The 15,027-nt window shown below is 46.7% G+C and carries 18 protein-coding genes; 2 read left to right on the top strand and 16 right to left on the bottom strand.

The window, feature by feature from the left end:
• Positions 1-124: 124 nt before the first annotated feature.
• The 10 genes from DW769_RS06790 to DW769_RS16395 form a co-directional block, all read right to left on the bottom strand.
• A complete protein-coding gene (locus DW769_RS06790; protein ID WP_117508942.1) occupies positions 125-649 on the bottom strand; it encodes a Gx transporter family protein in 525 nt (174 codons plus the stop codon).
• Between the two features lie 30 nt (positions 650-679).
• Positions 680-1,063, bottom strand: a complete 384-nt coding sequence (locus DW769_RS06785) for a NusG domain II-containing protein (RefSeq protein ID WP_055266101.1) — start codon at positions 1,061-1,063, stop codon at positions 680-682.
• A 20-nt stretch (positions 1,064-1,083) separates the two neighbouring features.
• A complete protein-coding gene (locus DW769_RS06780) occupies positions 1,084-1,956 on the bottom strand; it encodes a 4Fe-4S binding protein (protein WP_117508944.1) in 873 nt (290 codons plus the stop codon).
• Position 1,957: 1 nt separating this feature from the next.
• Entirely contained in the window at positions 1,958-2,446 is a 489-nt protein-coding gene (locus DW769_RS06775; protein WP_055228158.1) for an FMN-binding protein, read from the bottom strand.
• A 12-nt stretch (positions 2,447-2,458) separates the two neighbouring features.
• Complete coding sequence (locus DW769_RS06770; RefSeq protein ID WP_118750157.1) at positions 2,459-4,498, bottom strand: FMN-binding protein; 2,040 nt, start codon at positions 4,496-4,498, stop codon at positions 2,459-2,461.
• 2 nt (positions 4,499-4,500) lie between these two features.
• Positions 4,501-5,664, bottom strand: a complete 1,164-nt coding sequence (locus DW769_RS06765; protein WP_118750156.1) for an FAD:protein FMN transferase — start codon at positions 5,662-5,664, stop codon at positions 4,501-4,503.
• Positions 5,665-5,910: 246 nt separating this feature from the next.
• Complete coding sequence (gene pflB / locus DW769_RS06760) at positions 5,911-8,163, bottom strand: formate C-acetyltransferase (RefSeq protein WP_118750155.1); 2,253 nt, start codon at positions 8,161-8,163, stop codon at positions 5,911-5,913.
• Positions 8,164-8,358: 195 nt separating this feature from the next.
• A complete protein-coding gene (locus DW769_RS06755) occupies positions 8,359-10,239 on the bottom strand; it encodes a DUF5696 domain-containing protein (protein WP_118750173.1) in 1,881 nt (626 codons plus the stop codon).
• 300 nt (positions 10,240-10,539) lie between these two features.
• Complete coding sequence (locus DW769_RS06750) at positions 10,540-11,217, bottom strand: hypothetical protein (RefSeq protein WP_117657182.1); 678 nt, start codon at positions 11,215-11,217, stop codon at positions 10,540-10,542.
• Between the two features lie 104 nt (positions 11,218-11,321).
• Positions 11,322-11,468, bottom strand: coding sequence for a hypothetical protein (locus DW769_RS16395; protein ID WP_015529224.1), 147 nt, complete (start codon positions 11,466-11,468; stop codon positions 11,322-11,324).
• 360 nt (positions 11,469-11,828) lie between these two features.
• On the opposite strand from DW769_RS16395, the gene DW769_RS06745 reads away from it, so the two are divergent.
• Entirely contained in the window at positions 11,829-12,053 is a 225-nt protein-coding gene (locus tag DW769_RS06745; RefSeq protein ID WP_118750154.1) for a hypothetical protein, read from the top strand.
• Here the strand turns inward: DW769_RS06745 and DW769_RS16390 are convergent, their stop codons facing one another.
• Positions 12,054-12,200 (bottom strand): hypothetical protein, encoded by a 147-nt coding sequence (locus tag DW769_RS16390; RefSeq protein ID WP_015529224.1) that lies wholly within the window; start codon positions 12,198-12,200, stop codon positions 12,054-12,056. It lies immediately after the preceding gene.
• 360 nt (positions 12,201-12,560) lie between these two features.
• Between DW769_RS16390 and DW769_RS06740 the strand changes: the two genes are divergently transcribed.
• Positions 12,561-12,785, top strand: coding sequence for a hypothetical protein (locus DW769_RS06740; protein WP_118750154.1), 225 nt, complete (start codon positions 12,561-12,563; stop codon positions 12,783-12,785).
• On the opposite strand, the gene DW769_RS16385 is transcribed toward DW769_RS06740, so the two are convergent.
• From DW769_RS16385 to yhbY, 5 genes are all read right to left on the bottom strand, one after another.
• Positions 12,786-12,932: a hypothetical protein gene (locus DW769_RS16385; RefSeq protein ID WP_015529224.1), complete on the bottom strand. Its 147-nt coding sequence runs from the start codon at positions 12,930-12,932 to the stop codon at positions 12,786-12,788.
• A 127-nt stretch (positions 12,933-13,059) separates the two neighbouring features.
• The gene (gene rsfS, locus DW769_RS06735; protein ID WP_055267907.1) at positions 13,060-13,413 is read right to left on the bottom strand and encodes a ribosome silencing factor; all 354 of its coding nucleotides are present in this window, start codon (positions 13,411-13,413) and stop codon (positions 13,060-13,062) included.
• Positions 13,414-14,016 carry a bis(5'-nucleosyl)-tetraphosphatase (symmetrical) YqeK gene (yqeK, locus tag DW769_RS06730; protein ID WP_055217892.1) on the bottom strand — a complete coding sequence of 201 codons (603 nt, stop codon included), beginning with the start codon at positions 14,014-14,016 and terminating at the stop codon, positions 13,414-13,416.
• A gap of 12 nt (positions 14,017-14,028) precedes the next feature.
• The gene (gene nadD, locus DW769_RS06725; protein WP_118750153.1) at positions 14,029-14,649 is read right to left on the bottom strand and encodes a nicotinate-nucleotide adenylyltransferase; all 621 of its coding nucleotides are present in this window, start codon (positions 14,647-14,649) and stop codon (positions 14,029-14,031) included.
• 67 nt (positions 14,650-14,716) lie between these two features.
• Positions 14,717-15,010: a ribosome assembly RNA-binding protein YhbY gene (yhbY, locus tag DW769_RS06720; RefSeq protein ID WP_022462902.1), complete on the bottom strand. Its 294-nt coding sequence runs from the start codon at positions 15,008-15,010 to the stop codon at positions 14,717-14,719.
• Between the last annotated feature and the right edge of the window lie 17 nt (positions 15,011-15,027).

Here is a 15,027-nt window from a genome sequence, read left to right as displayed (position 1 = left end):
TTTTTCTCAAAAGAGGCACAGATTCTGCTTATTGAGTATTTTTACTATTTAATGATCCGATACTGTGAAGTTTGTGGGATGATTTTCGTTCCCACACAGAAAAAATTCCGTAGATATGGAGTTTTCACCGCGAAGAACTCTTTCGTCCCTCGCGTTTTACCGCAGAAAGAATGCGGTCCGAAAGGATTCCGATCAGCATTCCGGTGATGACTCCGGCCACGAGAAGCGCCGGCAGATAATAGAACAGTTTGCGGTTCTGCACCACGAGAGCCGCCACGCAGATCTGCGCGACATTGTGCGTCACGCCTCCTGCAATACTTACGCCGGTGATACTAAAGCCCTTGATGTGTTTCAGCAGAAGCATCACAAGAAAGCTCAAAAGCCCGCCAGCAAGGCTGTAAAGGATGGACATTCCATTTCCGAACAGATACCCCATCAGAAGAATGCGGGCGACGGAAATCATCAGGACTTCCCCTGCCGGAAGGAAAAAGAGGCCGACGACTACAACCAGATTGGCAATGCCGAGTTTGATTCCAGGAACACCGAGGTTGATCGGGATCAGTACCTCCACATAACTGAAGATCATGGCAAGTGCCATCAGCATGGCGCATAAGGCAATTTTTCTGCTTGCAGTGCGGCTGTCTCTCATAAATTCCAATTCCTTTCTTCTAAGCTGGTATTATTTTACAATCACATCCGGCGCATCGTCGGCGTCGTCCGTTGTGGATCCGTCACTTTCTACCTCCGCAACCAGCTTATGCGGCAGGCACACGATCGTCTCATTTACCCGGGAAATCGTACCCTGTCTTTTGCAGTAGCCGTCCGGGCAGTCAGCTTCTTCCATATGGACACTTCCGTTTTCGATCACCAGGACATTCGTTCCGTGACCCGTCTGAATTTTCACGGTCTGATTTTCTGCGAGTGAATACGTTCCGTAGACCTCGCCGTCCACCGTGACTTTCATGGTATTTCCATTTTCCGTTTTCGGCAGCCGAAGCGCCAGGGCAAGGATTCCAGCCAGGAGCAGAACGGCGCCTGCCAGAATCAGATCTTTTTTCTTCATATAGTTTTCCTTATTCTGAATCAGATGCCAGCCCATAACAGCAGTGTCAGCAGGAATACAGCACGGAACAGCGTAAAGAGGATTTCATTTCCGTGAAATTCCTTTACCCCGCAGCGGATATTACCTTTCGGACACGTATCAATACATTTCTGGCACTGGAAACAGTCGCCGGAAATCTCCACGTATCCATCGGATGGCAGTTCCACCGCTGACGGGCACTGTCTCGTGCAGGCGCTGCAGCCGCGGATGCAGTTTTCGCGTTTCCGGTGCAGAGTAAAGAACGGCAGGATCGGAAGCAGAGAAAAGACAGCTCCCATTGGGCACAGGAAACGGCAGAAAAAGCGCTCCTCAAAGAACATGCCGACCAGGATCAGCACCAGAAGAACAATGCCTGGAATATAAGAGGAAAGTCGGAAATTTCCCGCATGCAGCATGGAAAAGACATCCCACGGGCTTGTTCCTCTTGCTTTCTGATAAACTCCTGCAAAGCAGCAAAGAGCAATCAGAAGCAGAATGCCGTATTTGACCAGCGCCAGTTTTTTTGCCAGTTCCGGTTTGATGCGTCTGGGCTTCTTTTTACGTTTCTTACAGATTATACCATAAATTGCATGCATTGCATCCCCCAGACTTCCAAAAGCGCATGCAAAACCGCAGAAAAATCTTCCGAATACGATCGTAAATGCACAGACAAGGAGCAGAGCCGACACAAACGCGGTCATCTCAATTTTTTCACCCTGTCCAAGCTGCGTAAAAATGTATTTCACTCCGTTAAATGCAGCGGTAAATACTGACGGAAGAAACAGGAAATATAAAAGCTGGATTCCGGCACGCAGGCAGGAAACGATCTGTTTTCTCTTCTTTGCCGGTAATGTGGATAGATCTAAATTTTTCATGTTATTTCTCCGCCTTTTCTATTGCTTCCTGCGCCGCATTTCTGATACCGGTGGAGCTGAATGTTGCTCCGCTGATCGTATCAACATCGGCGGACTGTGCCTCAATAATCTTTGGAATGATCGCCTCCGCGTTTGACAGATACGCACTGTCCTCGCCGTCGGCGGATGTGATGGCAAGATCGGTAATCTGGCCGCCCTCTACGGTTACTTCAACTGCAATGGTGCCGCCGAAGCCGTCAGCTTCACCGTCATACGTGCCGTCCACGTACTGCCCTTCTGCTTCTGCTGCTTCACTTGCGGCCGTATCCGCCGTGTTGGATGCAGCTGCTGCGGCCTGCAGATTTTCCTTCTGAAGCTGGGTCGTCTCAAGCTCTGCCGAGAGCCGCGCGATCTGATCCTCTTTGTCTCTTTTATCGAGTACGGTATTGTAGCCGATCAGAACAGCAGCAATGACAGCGACATTCAAAAAACGAACAATCAATTGTCTCATCTGTTTTCCCCTTTATTGCGTTACTTTCGCAGCATCCAGCGCATTCTGGCATGCCTCAAGAATGGCTTTTGAGGAGCAGGTTGCACGGGAAACGGTGTCGATGTTTTCAAGCGTTCCGGTTTCCAGAATCTGAGCGGAAACGCCTTTGATTTTGGAGGTTCCTTCGGATGCGCGGCGGATGTAGGAGGCATTCTGACTGTCTCCGTCACCGGTGATGTTGCTTAACGCTACGATTTTATCGTTTTCAATTGTTACCGTCACGGAAAGCTGATAAGCGGTAAAATCTTCATCTTCATCCGGCTCGCAGACGGCAATCGCTGTGTATTCGCCGTCCTGATAGATCTTTTGTTCCGGAGTTTCCGTCGGGGTTGGTGTTGGCGTCTCAGTTGGCTCCGGGGTTTCGGTCGGGGTTGGTGTTTCCGTCGGTGTCGGGGTTGGATTTTTCTTTTCCTCAGTTACGCGTTCTGCCTCTTTTAAAGCTTCCTCGATTGCCGCAAGAATTCCCCTGGAGCTGTAGGTTGCGCCGGAAACGGTGTCAACTTCCAGTGTCTGGTTTTTCACAACGTCCTTTGCTGTCTGTTTTGCGCGTTTTAAGAATGCTTCGTCATCTTCACTCTCGGTCACGAGAATTGCCTTGATCGTCTCATCCTGAATGACAACTGCCGTTGTAATGTCTCCCAGATAGCCCTCGCCGGTTCCGTAGTAAATGCCTTCCTCGTATGGGAATTTTCCTTCCGGAATCGTTGTGGTTCCGCCGCTGCTCGTTCCGTTATCCGGAACGGTCTCGCCGTTTGTTGCCTTCTTCGCATTTTCCAGCGCCTGTTTTACTGCGTTCTGGATGCCGCGGGAGCTGTACGTTGCGCCGGATACGAGATCCACATCGGTTTTCTGTCCGTCTACGATGCGGTCCGCTACGACTTTGGCACGGTTGAAGAATGTCTCGTCATCTTCGTTTTCCAGAATCAGTACCGCTTTGATCGTCTGATCCTGCAGGGCTACCGCCACTTTGATGTCTCCCTGGAAACCGGCGGCCGTTCCGTAATAAATTCCGTCCTGATAAGGAAAACTTCCCTTGGATGCAGACGAGTTGTTATTGTTCTGGCCGTTATTCTGACTGTTGTTTCCGTTGTTTGTATTGCCCTGGCTTCCTCCGTTTGTACTGGAAGACCCGTTCACTGCCGCCTGACTTAAGGCACTCCGCACAGCTTCAATAATACCGCGGGAGCTGTATGTCGCGCCGGAGACCGTATCCACATTCGTACTCTGTGTTGAGATAATCGTCGAAATCAGAGAGGAAGCACTGGAAAGGTAGCTTGGCGTATCGCTGTTTTCCACAATATCAATCGAAGCAATTTTTCCGCCGCTGACAACAACGCAGACTTTCATTGTGCCGCCAAATCCTGTTCCGGTTCCGTAATACGTTCCATCCCGGTAGGCAGCCGGTTCTTCGATTTTAGATACTGTAACGGTTCCGCCGGCAGAGGCTCCGCCGCCTGCCGCTCCTGATGCGGATGCCGGTTCTGAAGTGTCCTCCTGACCGGTCAGTGCATTTTTCACGGCTGCAAGGATACCTTTTGAACTGAAAGTTGCACCGGAAACCGTGTCCACATCCACACTCTGGGATGCGATGATACGGTCGATAACTCCCTTCGCACGGTTCAGGAAAGCTGCGTCCTCGCCGGGAGCGCTTACAATCGAGATCGACTGAATCGTTTTGTCTTTCAATACGACAGAGACTGTAATCGTACTGCCAAAACCTGTTCCGCTTCCTTCGTACGTTCCGTCCGCCAGCTCAAAGCTGCCGGAACCGACGGCTGCGACAAGTTCTGCTTCGGTATCGGTTGTCTTTTTGGTATCGTCCTTCTTTTTTGTATCATCTTTCTTTTTCGCTGCATCGGTATCCTGTTCCGGCTCCGGTGTCACCAGTGCCTCCGGCTGCTCTACGGCGTAAACCGGTGCAGTGTAGCCGTTCAGCGAAATACCGGCACAGGCTGCTACGATAACTGCCGCGAGAGCCGGTGCAAATGCTGTCAGTTTTTTCCATTTTCCCATGGTTATGTATCACCGTCTTTCTTGATAATGTTTGTCTCGTGATCGGATGTGAAATCGTCAGCAATTCCTTCGGTTACATACAGAACGCCGTCCTCATCCTCCAGAATGGTGTCAAATTCATCGCTGTGTGCACGCCAGTATTCGGCCGCCTTGTCCTTCCCCATGATGAAAAGAGAAGTAGAAAGGCCATCCGCCAGTGTTCCGTCAGCACTTACGATCGTCACCGACACCAGACCGTTATTTGCCGGATGACCGGTCGATGGATCGATGATGTGATGATATTTCATGCCGTCCTGTTCGAAATACCGCTCATAGCCGCCAGAAGTAATAACCGCCCGGTCGGCCGTCGAGAGAATGCCGAGATAATCATCCTCCGCCTCCGGACTCTGCACGGCAACGCGCCATTTACTGCCGTCCGTTTTCGTGCCGACAACCTGAACGTTTCCGCCGAGGTTGATGAGCCCGCTCGTCACACCGCATTCCCGGTAAATATCGGCGATTCTGCCGGAGGTATAGCCCTTTGCGATTCCGCCGAAGTCAATTTTCATGCCGTCCTTGGCAAAGCTGATGGATGCGCTGTCCTTGTCGTATAGGATATCATTGGCATCGGTCAGCGGAAGGAGGCTTTCGATCGTCTCATCCGAAGGAATCGTATAATTTCCGGTTGTAAAACCCCAGGCGTCCATGATCGGATAAATTGCGATGTCGAAAACGCCGTTTGTGCTGTCATACAGATCCAGCGAGCGTTCCAGCAGATAGGTGGTATCCTCCGATAAGGTTCCGCCGCCGTTTGCATTGATCTGCGCTACTTCACTCGTCTTCTCTCCGGTCGACAGAAGTGCATCCAGCCGCTCAATCTCCTGCTGCGCCTGATCCACCGCCGTTTCTGCATTCGGACCATAGGCAGTGACCGTCATGTACGTATCCATCGCAAAAATATCTCGGCTGCTCGATGCATCTGCGGCATCGGAAGAAGCTGTGGATGATGCGGATTTCTGCGTGGAATTCTCTTCCGAAGCGTCAGAACTGCTCGAAGACTCCGAAACAGACGCCGGCTGTGTCTGACTTTCACTGCTCTCCGGCTGCGCTGCTGTCCCCGCACCGGAACATCCGCCGACCGTCATCACCATGGCAAGACAAAATGCTGCAACAATTTTCTTTTTCATAAATAAAACTCCATTTTTTCTTATGTTAGGAAATTCTAACTTTGGTATTATAACATTAACTCGTAACTTACGCTATGAATTACTTGATAAAAGTTTTTCAATTAGCGTTCTGCATCTGATAAATTTTCTCATTTTATGTACTCTAAATCAAGTGGATTTTACTGGAATTCAAGCACCGATATACAAAAAGCCCCCACAGCCGCATTGCTGCGGCCGCGGGGGCTTTAGAAATAACATTTTCAGAAATTACATATGATCGTGGCAGGTACGTGCAATTACGTCCATCTGCTGCTCTTTTGTCAGGTCGATGAATTTAACTGCATAGCCGGATACACGGATTGTGAAGTTTGCATACTCCGGTTTCTCCGGGTGCTCCATTGCGTCGATCAGTTTTTCGGTTCCGAATACGTTTACGTTCAGGTGATGTGCACCCTGCTCGAAGTATCCGTCCAGAACGTGTACCAGGTTCTCGGTACGCTCTTCGTCGTTGTGGCCGAGTGCGCCCGGGTTGATGGTCTGGGTGTTGGAGATTCCGTCCAGAGCGTCCTCATACGGCAGTTTTGCTACAGAGTTCAGGGAAGCAAGAAGTCCGCTCTTCTCTGCGCCGTAAGACGGGTTAGCTCCTGGAGACAGAGGCTCACCGGCTTTTCTTCCGTCCGGCAGAGAACCAGTTGCTTTACCATATACAACGTTGGAAGTAATGGTAAGGATAGAGGTAGTCGGCTCAGAATCACGATAGGTATGGCAGTATTTCAGTTTGTCCATGAAGGTACGAAGCAGCCATACAGCGATCTCGTCTGCTCTGTCATCGTCGTTGCCGTATCTTGGGAAGTCGCCGGTTGTCTCGAAGTCAACAGCCATTCCTTCTTCGTCACGGATAACTTTAACTTTAGCGTATTTGATTGCGCTTAAGGAGTCTACTACGTGAGAGAATCCTGCGATACCGGTTGCGAAGGTACGTCTTACATCGGTGTCGATCAGAGCCATCTCTGCTGCCTCATAGTAGTATTTGTCATGCATGTAATGGATCATGTTCAGAGTTCCAACGTACAGATGAGCCAGCCAGTCCATCATAACGTCGTATTTCTTCATAACCTCATCATAGTCCAGATACTCGCTGGTGATCGGCTGATATTCCGGAGCAACCTGCTGTTTTGTCTTCTCGTCTTTACCGCCGTTGATCGCGTACAGAAGGCATTTTGCAAGGTTTGCACGAGCGCCGAAGAACTGGATCTCTTTACCGGTCTCGGTAGCGGATACACAGCAGCAGATGGAGTAATCATCGCCCCATACCGGACGCATTACATCATCGTTCTCATACTGGATAGAGCTTGTCTGTACAGAAATATGAGCTGCATATTTCTTGAAAGCTTCCGGAAGGTGCTCAGAGTACAGAACAGTAAGGTTCGGCTCTGGTGACGGTCCCATGTTTTCCAGTGTATGCAGGAAACGGAAATCGTTCTTTGTAACGATAGAACGTCCGTCGATTCCCATACCGGCAACTTCCAGAGTAGCCCATACCGGGTCACCGGAGAACAGCTGATTGTAAGACGGAATTCTTGCGAATTTAACCATACGGAATTTCATTACCAGATGGTCGATCAGCTCCTGAGCTTCTTTCTCAGTCAGGATTCCTTTTTCAATATCTCTTTCGATGTAGATGTCAAGGAAAGTAGATACACGGCCAACGCTCATTGCGGCACCGTTCTGGGTCTTGATTGCTGCAAGATATCCGAAGTACAGCCACTGAACAGCCTCTTTTGCGTTTTTAGCCGGCTGGGAAATGTCATAGCCGTAAGACTGTGCCATAACTTTCATTTCCTGAAGTGCTCTTACCTGGTCTGCGATTTCTTCTCTTAACTGGAAGTCACCACGACGCATTCCCTGACGGTTGGTTGCAGCGAAATCTGCTTTTTTGCGCTCGATCAGGTAATCAATACCGTACAGAGCAACACGACGGTAGTCGCCTACGATACGGCCACGGCCATAGGTATCCGGCAGACCTGTCAGAATTTTATTGTGACGGGCTTTCATCATCTCTGGTGTGTAGATGTCGAATACACCCTGGTTATGTGTTTTGTGATATTTAGTGAAAATTTCATGAAGCTTCTCGCTTGGTTTGTAGCCGTAAGTCTCGCAGGACTGCTCAGCCATTTTAATTCCACCATACGGCATAAATGCACGTTTCAGCGGTTTGTCTGTCTGAAGACCAACTACCTGCTCCAGATCTTTCATGCTGTCATCGATATATGCTGCGCCGTAAGCTGTGATTCCGCTTACAACGTCTGTCTCCATATCCAGAACGCCGCCTTTTGCACGCTCTTCTTTCTGGAGTTCCTGTAATTTGCCCCACAGACGGTCTGTAGCCTCTGTTGGTCCCTCCAGGAATTTCTCATCTCCGTCATATGGAGTATAGTTGTTCTGAATAAAGTCACGTACGTCGATGCCTTCTTTCCAGAGTCTTCCGGTAAAGCCATCCCACTGTTCAAATTCTCTCATTTGCTTTGTTCCTTTCTGGTGTTATTTTGTTTCGTCACGCTCCGGCATCTTCTTTGCACCGGGCATGAACACCTCCGCATGCATAATATAACAAATCTCTGCTTTCCGCGCAAGATATGCACTTGAAAAAATACAAGGAAAACCACAAAATCTTGTATTTTTATAAGAACAAAATCTACATGTGGCGCTTTTCTTTTATTCCCCGTATCCGATTTCATATATCTGCTCTGCAAAGTCACAAATAACATATGTTCCATCGGAAAATTCACTCTTCTGTACGCTTCCGTCCGCCGTCATACACTCGTGGCGTACCAGTTCCAGGAGTGCCGTTTTTTCATGCAGCTCCGTTACAACGCGGCATCTTTCTGTCATCTCTTCCAGACTGATTTTCTCCCCGTCAAATGCACCATCTGTATTCGGATATGCGCCGTCCCGTACAAGATACGGTGCACCGCCTGCAAGAAGCGCATACAGCATATAGTCCTCGTCTTTTGAAACACGGTCCATCATCCACGGCTCGATTACGCAGTCATGATACACAAGATTAAAGAGCGGCACCGGGATTCCTTTTTTCGGTGTCTCTGCCGGGCGCAGCATAAAGTCGTACGGCGCATAATGGCAGAATACCAGATACGGAACGGCCCAGTCGCTGACCTCCTCGGAGCTTGAGAGAATCCCCTGTGATAGCAGCCAGGAGAAGCAGTTTCCGCGGTACGTATAGCAGTCTCTTCTCGTCATCACATGCTCCGGATTTGCGCACTCGTCGCCCTCGTTGCACGTAAACACATCGAGGTATGCACCGTCAAGCCGGATTCCGTTTTTCTTCAGCTCGGCAAAATTCCGTTTCACATAGAACGGTGCCTGCGTTGCACAGAGATAGCTCTGCGGTCCGCCCGCCCAGTAACTGTGTCCCGGTATCGTTCTATCCGGAAGGCGGCAGGCATAATTTTCATCGTACCTCGGCGCTGCATGGTAATAATCGCGGTACTGGTCGTGAATACCGAATTTGTAGCCGAAATCATGCATCGTATCGACAAGCGATTTCATGTCTTCCCATCCGCCGGCCGCTTGGCATGCCGGTGTGTAGTCCGGATGCTGGTTGTCATACCCCGGTTCTGCCCAGCCGTCCAGATGAAGATAGACTTTCTCTACGCCGAGATCATGAATTTCGCGGATCTGCTGTTCGCGCACGGAAAACGGCACTACGCGGTTATTTTTCTCCGGATTCTGCGGATCGAAAAAGCCGGACTCCGGCTGCACAACCGTCTTGATTCCCGTATGAACAAAACACGTTCCCACAAGATCGTGAATGGACGGATTCTGTACTGCCTTTTCTTTCAAAGTGCGCAGATGGCCCTGTTCCCGTACATACTGACGGTATGTTTTGCAGAGGTCGTTATAATCGCAGTCATTTAAAAACGTATAACGGAATACGCGGCGGTAATTCATTGTTCCAAGGCTTGGCTCCAGCCATGCCCCCACGCTGGTATACGGGCCGCCTGCCGGGTGCTCTGCCTGATAACCGGCGTTCCACGGTGTTGTACAGATCGCTGTATAGCCGCATCTTTCCTTCACCTGGCCAAACCACGGCATATAGCCGCCGGAGGTCTCAAATCTGCCGTCAAACGAAAGCTTTCCAAGTTCCGTCTTCCAGGTATTCGGAATCAGAAGTCCCTGTCCCTCGGTAAGGAGTGTATACCAGTCATCGCGCCCGTTTGTAAACTCCATTGCCGCCGGCCACAGCACCTTTACCGGATGCAGTCCCTCCTCGCAGAGCGGAATCCACTCCATCCAGAATGTTTCATCCACAGCTTCGATCCAGATAATCGTCTCGAAGGCATACGGTGTTCCCGCAAATCCCGCATAACGGCTCCGGATGCCGCATCCGACGCCGAAGGAATAGACCTCATGGGAAATCTCCTCTGCATCCAGGAAACGGTATGTTCCCTCTGCAAAAATCAGTTCCGGTGTCTTTTTCGGATCCGTATTCCAGACAACGCCGTCTTTTTCGATCCTAAGTCCCAGCGTCTCTTCATCGAGCATCACAGCAAGCGATCCGCTTTCTATTTTTTTCATCGTGTGATATTCCCCTTTTTCTTTATCATATGCGTTCCAAACACCAGAAAGGCGCAGAGAACCCGTCCGCCTTTCTCTGCACGGTTCCGGATTTTCTGCGCCTTTTTCCACCTAACTATCCTTTCGCAAACATGATTTTTCTGTTTTTCGTAAAAATCGTTATCCTCTGTTTTAAGCAATATTTGCTTGTTTCAGACGATTAGTAGTCTAAATAAAACCGGAATTTTATTTAGTTTGGAACTTGTTGTTGCTATCGTAAATCGTTGAATTCCTCGATTAAAGAGGCTCATGATTTAGATTTTAATACCCCATTGCTTTAACAATATCATCGTCTTTCAGCTCAACACCGACTCTTATTTTTTCGATAAGATCTCGCTGCCAATCTTCTAGTTCGTCCACTCTCCATTCACTGATCTCTTGTGCAACGAAGCAGCGTTCCCTATCCCATATACTTTCTTGCTTATCCTTGTCTGTATATGGGATAGATCTGTAATATGTTTTCTCACTAAATTCATACTTTACATTGAAATATAGATATCGGAAATATTCTGTGTAATGTATTTCTTTTGGGATTTCTGCACCATAATATTTTCCGTTTACTTCTTTGTAATGATATAGCTTCTGTTCAGAAAGCCGTATGTCAAATAACTCTTCGATTGTTTTATCTTTGTCTTCCGGGTGTTCTTTAAAGTGCTTTTCCTGCCACTCATCAAATAGATCAAAAGTATATGGTTGTTCGAATAGTCTTGATGTTTCTTTGCCACATATTTTTTCGCCAAAGAAATCTGCGCCACTTCTAAAACGCTCTATAATCCTTTTGTCCCTATTTGTTAAGGGCTTATTCTCCTGTATTTGTTGCTTAAATCTATGTGCCATAGACAGTTTAAGAACCCACTTTGTATATTCTGTATGTTCTTCTTCTGTCCATTCTGATTCAGGCTTTTTGAATTTTATGACATCTGGCTTAAAATTTTTCATAATATATCCGGCATAGTCTGCGACCGGAATTGTTTTAGGTATTTCGTTATTTATAATTATATTTCCTCCACATCTTCTTTTTCCCTGATATTTCCAAATGGTAGTTATTGGTCACAAGGGATTGTTCCCCACTTAAATGAAAATTTCACATCTTCTAAAGTAGGGTTTTTCTTTATTTTTACGAGATTTTTTAGGTATTCATTTAATTCTTTTTTGTTTTTTAGGTAGATTTTAGCTTTAAATTTTTTCATTTTGCCTCCATTAAAAAAGCGTATCACCGGTTTTGCCAGTAATACGCTTCGTTTTGTTGGTTGGTTTGCTACAGAATAATTGTTTTTACAAATTATAGAAAAATGCTAGTTACTTCTGTACACTAATATCCTTTCGCAAACATGATTTTTCTGTTTTTCGTAAAAATCGTTATCCTCTGTTTTAAGCAATATTTGCTTGTTTCAGACGATTAGTAAACTAAATAAAATCCGAATTTTATTTAGATTTTGTTGCTATGAAGTGTGAAAGCACTATTATTGTTGTCTTATTCTCGTTCAGCCCTTATACTATATATACAGCCTACCGCCATAGGTGAGTATTTAGAAAGGAGCTTTGAAAATATGGATAAGTTTGTCAAAATTCTTGCAAAAGATGAACCTTATATTACTCCGGATTGTCCTAATTGTAATAATGCGTTAAAAATTAAGACAGAAGATTTTTTCGGTGCTAGCGACAACTATGAAACAATTTGCCCCCACTGCAAGGGGAAAGTCACATTTTCCGGCATAAAGAAACAGCTTGACCAGTTAAAGAGGCAGTTTGAAAGTCTCGGAATAACATGGTAGTTATTGGTCACAAGGGATTGTTCCCCACTTGAATGAAAATTTCACATCTTCTAAAGTAGGGTTTTTCTTTATTTTTACGAGATTTTTTAGGTATTCATTTAATTCTTTTTTGTTTTTTAGGTAGATTTTAGCTTTAAATTTTTTCATTTTGCCTCCATTAAAAAAGCGTATCACCGGTTTTGCCAGTAATACGCTTCGTTTTGTTGGTTGGTTTGCTACAGAATAATTGTTTTTACAAATTATAGAAAAATGCTAGTTACTTCTGTACACTAATATCCTTTCGCAAACATGATTTTTCTGTTTTTCGTAAAAATCGTTATCCTCTGTTTTAAGCAATATTTGCTTGTTTCAGACGATTAGTAAACTAAATAAAATCCGAATTTTATTTAGATTTTGTTGCTATGAAGTGTGAAAGCACTATTATTGTTGTCTTATTCTCGTTCAGCCCTTATACTATATATACAGCCTACCGCCATAGGTGAGTATTTAGAAAGGAGCTTTGAAAATATGGATAAGTTTGTCAAAATTCTTGCAAAAGATGAACCTTATATTACTCCGGATTGTCCTAATTGTAATAATGCGTTAAAAATTAAGACAGAAGATTTTTTCGGTGCTAGCGACAACTATGAAACAATTTGCCCCCACTGCAAGGGGAAAGTCACATTTTCCGGCATAAAGAAACAGCTTGACCAGTTAAAGAGGCAGTTTGAAAGTCTCGGAATAACATGGTAGTTATTGGTCACAAGGGATTGTTCCCCACTTGAATGAAAATTTCACATCTTCTAAAGTAGGGTTTTTCTTTATTTTTACGAGATTTTTTAGGTATTCATTTAATTCTTTTTTGTTTTTTAGGTAGATTTTAGCTTTAAATTTTTTCATTTTGCCTCCATTAAAAAAGCGTATCACCGGTTTTGCCAGTAATACGCTTCGTTTTGTTGGTTGGTTTGCTACAGAATAATTGTTTTTACAAATTATAGAAAAATGCTAGTTACTTCTGTACACTAACTTACATAATCTCTTCTTTTTCTACGACTCTACCGTCTCTCCAGATTCTCTCCAGATCGTAGAACAGGCGGTTCTCCTCATCAAAGATGTGGATGACAACATCGCCGTAGTCCATCAGAATCCAGTTTGCGGTCTGATAGCCTTCGATCTGTTTTGGATGTACGCCGGCTTTTCCGAGTACCTCCTCTACGTTGTCTGCCATCGCCTGTACCTGGTTGCGGTTGCTTCCGCTGGCGATCATGAAATAATCTGCCAGAGTCGAAACATGGGTAATGTCCAGAATGCGGACATCCATTGCTTTTTTATCTTCCAGTGCTTCCAGTGCAAGTTTTGCAGTCTGTTTTGCTTCGCTCATTTATGCTTCCTCCTTTGCCGTCCGTTCCCGGTGCAGTGCCTCATAGAACTGATATGCCTGCTCCGTCATCGGGTCCATCGTCTTCGGGTTTTCCGACAGATACGCCATACTATCTTTTAAAATTTCATACATGCATTCGTCGATATCGGTGAATGCCAGCTTCCGAAGGCGGGTAAGGTGCGGCGCCTTGTTTCGTGCCGGCTCGATATAATCTGCGATATAGATGATCTTCTCCAGCAATGTCATATCTTCTTTTCCTGTCGTATGCCAGGTGATGGCACTTAAGATCTCCGGATCTTCCACCTTATACTTGTCCTTCGCCAGAAATGCACCGAGCTTGGCATGGATCAAAAACGGATTGTTCCGCTCAAACTCAGTGATTTCAATCTTATTTTTCTCACACATGGTGATTTTTTTCTTATTCGGAATGCATTTTGCACAGTCGTGAAGCAGTCCCGCGACACGGGCTTTTTCGAGATCCTCGCCCCATACCATCGCCATGGATGCTGCGGTAAACATCACACCGAGCGTGTGATGATAGCGGTCTTCATCGACTTCCTTCTGGAGTTTTTTGTCCAGTTTCCATAAATCGTACTGTTCCATCCTGCTCTTCCTCTAATCCTGATAGATTTTCTGCTCCTGAATGTAGGAAATCACAGAATCCGGCAGATAGTATTTCACGGATTTTCCTTCCCGGATCCATTCCCGCAGTTCGTGGGAAGAAACATCCAGATTCGGTGTGTCGAGTTTCAGAAAGGTACCGTGAAATTTTTTTGCATTTCGTTCCATACAGGCCAGAAGCTCTTTCTCTTTTGCCCGATCCCTGGTCGCCACAAGGATCTTTGCCGCGGCGCAGATCCGCTCTGGATTTTTCCACTCATCAAAATAGAACAGGGAATCCGCTCCAATGATAAAGTAAAACTCCGTGCACGGATGTTCCTTCCGCATCGCCTCAAGCGTCCGATAACTGTAGGTATAGCCCTCATCTTTCATCTCTTTGGTGCAGAGCACAAAATGCGGATTGGATGCGATGGCACGGCGCACCATCTCGACACGCTGTGCATCCTTTGCCCGTCCCGCCCGGTTCCGCTTATGTGGCGGATTTCCGGCCGGAAGGAACCAGACTTCATCAAGCCCGAACTGCTCGTACGCCGCCTCGCCAAGGATCAGATGACCGATATGAATGGGATCGAATGTGCCTCCCATAATGCCAATTTTTCTGTTTTTCTTTTCCATACGTTTTCCTCAAAAAGCGCCGGAACTGCAGCGGTATGCTCCGGTCCCGGCGGTTCTTTCCTGCGGATTATTTCGGAAGCTGAATTTTCTTTTTCTCTTTTTTGCCCTCTTTGTACAGCACGATCTTTTTGCCGATCACCTGTACGACCTGGGAATTGGTGCGTTCTGCCAGAACTTCTGCGATCTCTCTTGGATCATCGAGGCAGTTCTGCAGTACATTGATTTTAATTAGTTCTCTCGCCTCAAGTGCCTCTGCTACAGCAGCGGTATGCTCCGGCGTGATGCTGCTTTTTCCTACCTGCAGGATCGGTTCCATGGTCATGGCAAGGCCTTTCAGGTATGCTCTCTGCTTGCTGGTCATACGTCTCCTCCTTCGTT

The sequence above is a fragment of the Blautia sp. AM29-29 genome, assembly GCF_003480555.1.
Classification (GTDB): Bacteria; Bacillota; Clostridia; order Lachnospirales; family Lachnospiraceae; genus Fusicatenibacter; species Fusicatenibacter saccharivorans.
This window is presented reverse-complemented; position numbering and strand designations above follow the sequence as displayed.

Bases quoted from the DNA above. Each gene is read 5' to 3' on its own strand.
- DW769_RS06765 (WP_118750156.1), bottom strand. From the start codon at position 5,664: ATGAAAAAGAAAATTGTTGCAGCATTTTGTCTTGCCATGGTGATGACG.
- DW769_RS16385 (WP_015529224.1), bottom strand. From the start codon at position 12,932: ATGAAAAAATTTAAAGCTAAAATCTACCTAAAAAACAAAAAAGAATTA.
- DW769_RS06755 (WP_118750173.1), bottom strand. From the start codon at position 10,239: ATGAAAAAAATAGAAAGCGGATCGCTTGCTGTGATGCTCGATGAAGAG.
- yhbY (WP_022462902.1), bottom strand. From the start codon at position 15,010: ATGACCAGCAAGCAGAGAGCATACCTGAAAGGCCTTGCCATGACCATG.
- DW769_RS06740 (WP_118750154.1), top strand. From the start codon at position 12,561: ATGGATAAGTTTGTCAAAATTCTTGCAAAAGATGAACCTTATATTACT.
- rsfS (WP_055267907.1), bottom strand. From the start codon at position 13,413: ATGAGCGAAGCAAAACAGACTGCAAAACTTGCACTGGAAGCACTGGAA.
- DW769_RS06770 (WP_118750157.1), bottom strand. From the start codon at position 4,498: ATGGGAAAATGGAAAAAACTGACAGCATTTGCACCGGCTCTCGCGGCA.
- DW769_RS06750 (WP_117657182.1), bottom strand. From the start codon at position 11,217: ATGAAAAATTTTAAGCCAGATGTCATAAAATTCAAAAAGCCTGAATCA.
- DW769_RS16390 (WP_015529224.1), bottom strand. From the start codon at position 12,200: ATGAAAAAATTTAAAGCTAAAATCTACCTAAAAAACAAAAAAGAATTA.
- DW769_RS06745 (WP_118750154.1), top strand. From the start codon at position 11,829: ATGGATAAGTTTGTCAAAATTCTTGCAAAAGATGAACCTTATATTACT.
- DW769_RS16395 (WP_015529224.1), bottom strand. From the start codon at position 11,468: ATGAAAAAATTTAAAGCTAAAATCTACCTAAAAAACAAAAAAGAATTA.
- DW769_RS06785 (WP_055266101.1), bottom strand. From the start codon at position 1,063: ATGAAGAAAAAAGATCTGATTCTGGCAGGCGCCGTTCTGCTCCTGGCT.
- DW769_RS06780 (WP_117508944.1), bottom strand. From the start codon at position 1,956: ATGAAAAATTTAGATCTATCCACATTACCGGCAAAGAAGAGAAAACAG.
- pflB (WP_118750155.1), bottom strand. From the start codon at position 8,163: ATGAGAGAATTTGAACAGTGGGATGGCTTTACCGGAAGACTCTGGAAA.
- yqeK (WP_055217892.1), bottom strand. From the start codon at position 14,016: ATGGAACAGTACGATTTATGGAAACTGGACAAAAAACTCCAGAAGGAA.
- nadD (WP_118750153.1), bottom strand. From the start codon at position 14,649: ATGGAAAAGAAAAACAGAAAAATTGGCATTATGGGAGGCACATTCGAT.
- DW769_RS06790 (WP_117508942.1), bottom strand. From the start codon at position 649: ATGAGAGACAGCCGCACTGCAAGCAGAAAAATTGCCTTATGCGCCATG.
- DW769_RS06775 (WP_055228158.1), bottom strand. From the start codon at position 2,446: ATGAGACAATTGATTGTTCGTTTTTTGAATGTCGCTGTCATTGCTGCT.